Source organism: Brasilonema octagenarum UFV-OR1 (genome assembly GCF_963888615.1).
Lineage (GTDB): Bacteria > Cyanobacteriota > Cyanobacteriia > Cyanobacteriales > Nostocaceae > Brasilonema > Brasilonema sennae.
In genome coordinates this window covers 1-2,812 of sequence record NZ_CAWPKW010000268.1, presented here as the reverse complement: position 1 = coordinate 2,812, position 2,812 = coordinate 1, and the positions used below count along the sequence as shown (strand labels likewise).

Sequence of the window (2,812 nt, the reverse complement as noted above, 5' to 3'; positions counted from 1 at the left end):
TTTGAGCCAAGAAATTTATTTCTTGGCGGACGAAAATGATGGTGCAAGATCTCAGGTATAAGGGAAAGAAAGTAAAAGACCTTACCCAATCTGATTCCAAAGTTGTCGGAACTAACGAATAAACCATTCACTTACACACGCCAGATACCAAGTGAGGGAAACCCTCCTGCAGTACTGGCTCCCCTACACCCTTACCCCCTTACACCCTTAATTCTCTTCCCCCTACACCCCTACACCCTTATTTCTTCTCCCCTACACCCCTAGTCTAAATAGAATAACTGCGCCAAACTTGTTTAGAATCCTTGCTATCATGTTCAGGAACCAGTAACCGCCAAGTTTTACCTTCTTTCTGGAGTTGCAGGTAAACTTCAAAAGGTTTTTGAGGTTGTGTCAATTTTCGTTTTGGAAGTTTGAACGTAAGGTTGTAGTTTCCCTTAACGCGGTATGTGGGCAAATTCTCAACTGTCAAAGCTTTTCGCTGAGTAATTGATAGCCGATTGATTTCAAATCCCTGAAAATCTAAACCTAATTGTTGGTTGAGTTGCTGTTGGGTTTGCTGTAATTCAAATGCAATTGCTTTTTCCACTAACTGGCTAGTTGGTGCGAGAACACTCGTGGTACACGCAGTTAATAGCCACACCAGAAAAATCACGATCATTCGCCGTACCATCACTATGACTCCTCTATACTCATGTCTGCTATTCCAAAGCGATAGTATAAGCTGTTGCTGGTATGATTATCTAACTATTTGTGCCAAAAATTTTAGTAACAATTTAGACATTTAAGACCAGAAAACAACTTGCTTGATTTTTGCTTTGCAGCAACTAAGTAAGACTGTAACTTATACGTATTACAAATGACTTTTATATGTCTGTCACCAAGTCAAATTCTGAAGTTTTATTTAATTTTTTTCAGATAAAATCAGCCATAAAGTTGGTTTTTATGGATTAATATTCAGAACAAGTAAAGCACAGTTATGTTGTAGCCGATTTTCTGTGAAGTCCATATAAATTTCCTGATTGCAACAACAAATTACTGGATATTTACAGTAAGTTTACTTAATACGAAATCATTTATCTTTGTCAAAGAGATGACGATATGAAAACACTCGCAACACAGGTACGTAACAAACTCTTAATGAATGTTTACGAATTCTCACTGATAAAAACTCCTGCTGAGTTTGCTTATCAAGCAGCATTAGCAAAACACATGAGTCATCTGCCTATCCTTTCGAGTACTGATCAGGCTATAGTAGAGACTCTTAATAATGAGGGACTTTTTATCACTTCATTAGAAGAGCTTTCGATTCCTTTTACTTCTGAAATACTGGAAGCCGCAAAAAACTTAATGCCAAAAATCCCAAGAGTCCTTTGTGACGATGAAAAGGAATTTGTTATTCATGCAACTACCCAGCAAATAATGGAATATCCAGAGATTTTTCTTTGGGGATTACAACAACGTTTACTCAATATTGCTGAAAATTATTTTGGTCTACCTGTAGCTTATCATGGTGCCTATTTTCGCAGAGACCTTGTTAATGAAGTACAGAATAAATCAAGGTTATGGCACATGGACAGGGAAGATAGAAAATTATTCAAGGTCATTATTTATTTAAATGACATAAATGATGATGGAGGACCATTTCAATATATTCCAAAAGATATCACTTCAAAAGTCGCTGATTCTTTAAGATATAAATCTGGGTACATTAGAGATGAATCTATACAACGATTTGTATCTCCATCAAATTACAAATCTTGTACAGGACCATCTGGTACGATAGTTATTGCAGGAACTAATAGTGTCTTTCATCGGGGAAAAGTACCTGTTGCTGACGATAGATTTACAATATTTTTTGATTACACTTCCAGACAGCCAAAATTTCCTTTCTATTGTAAATCTTCACTACCTATGGAAGATTTGCATTCACTCTCCCCGATGTTTTCCGAACACCAAAAGCGTTGTGTTTTTTGGCGAGAAGAATCTTAGTAAGAATGATATAACGGAGTGAGAAGAGTCAGAAGTTTGACAAGTTGGAAAATTACATTTCAAACCTCATTAAAGTAACCAGGGTAGCACACGTTCCCATTAATATTCATCAAAGCACTCGGCTTGAGTTCTAGCACCATAAATGCCTCATCAGGAATTGGTAACGATGAGTGCAAGCCAAATTGACTCGCTTTTTGAAAACCAAAACGTCTGTAATAGCGCGGTTCACCAACAACGACAACAATAGAATAATCTGACTCACGACATTTCGATAAGCCCATTTGCACCAACTGGCTACCGATACCTTGGCGCTGGCGCTGTGGTGTTACGGCTAAGGGTGCTAGTGCTAGCGCTGGAATTTGCTTTGATGCTTGAATGAAAATGCGGCTAAAAAGAATGTGTCCGAGTACATCCCCATTTTCTAGCGCGACAAGGGATAATGCAGGTATGAAATTCGGACAGTTGCGGATTTTATCTACAAGTGATGCTTCTTGTGTTCTACCAAAAGCATCTGTGATCACTTGATAAATCTTTGCTCTTTGGTTGTGTGTTTCTGGCGCAAAATCTAGCATAACTGATATCAACTTCACGTAATTACAATAAAAAACCTCACCCCTGCCCCTCTCCTTATTAAGGAGAGGGGTACACACAAATGATTTAATCATCTTAAACCCCATTTTGTAGGGGATTCACCGCACCGCACTGGCTTCCCTACCAGATAAAAGTTAGGACTTTCCCTCTCCTTAATAAGGAGAGCCAGTGCGTTGCGGAGCCAGTACTTGATGAGTGTTTCCCGACAGAGGTATCTGGTGAGACCAGCGCT

The 2,812-nt window shown here is 38.7% G+C and carries 3 protein-coding genes; 1 reads left to right on the top strand and 2 read right to left on the bottom strand.

Features of this window, described 5'->3' with window-relative positions:
- Nucleotides 1-265 precede the first annotated feature (265 nt).
- Nucleotides 266-670, bottom strand: coding sequence for a hypothetical protein (locus AC5590_RS22310; RefSeq protein WP_169268943.1), 405 nt, complete (start codon nt 668-670; stop codon nt 266-268).
- Between the two features lie 428 nt (nt 671-1,098).
- Between AC5590_RS22310 and AC5590_RS22305 the strand changes: the two genes are divergently transcribed.
- On the top strand, nt 1,099-1,989 hold the full coding sequence (locus AC5590_RS22305; RefSeq protein WP_169268942.1) for a 2OG-Fe(II) oxygenase: 891 nt from the start codon (nt 1,099-1,101) through the stop codon (nt 1,987-1,989).
- A 59-nt stretch (nt 1,990-2,048) separates the two neighbouring features.
- On the opposite strand, the gene AC5590_RS22300 is transcribed toward AC5590_RS22305, so the two are convergent.
- Nucleotides 2,049-2,561: a GNAT family N-acetyltransferase gene (locus AC5590_RS22300; protein WP_169268941.1), complete on the bottom strand. Its 513-nt coding sequence runs from the start codon at nt 2,559-2,561 to the stop codon at nt 2,049-2,051.
- Nucleotides 2,562-2,812: the final 251 nt, after the last annotated feature.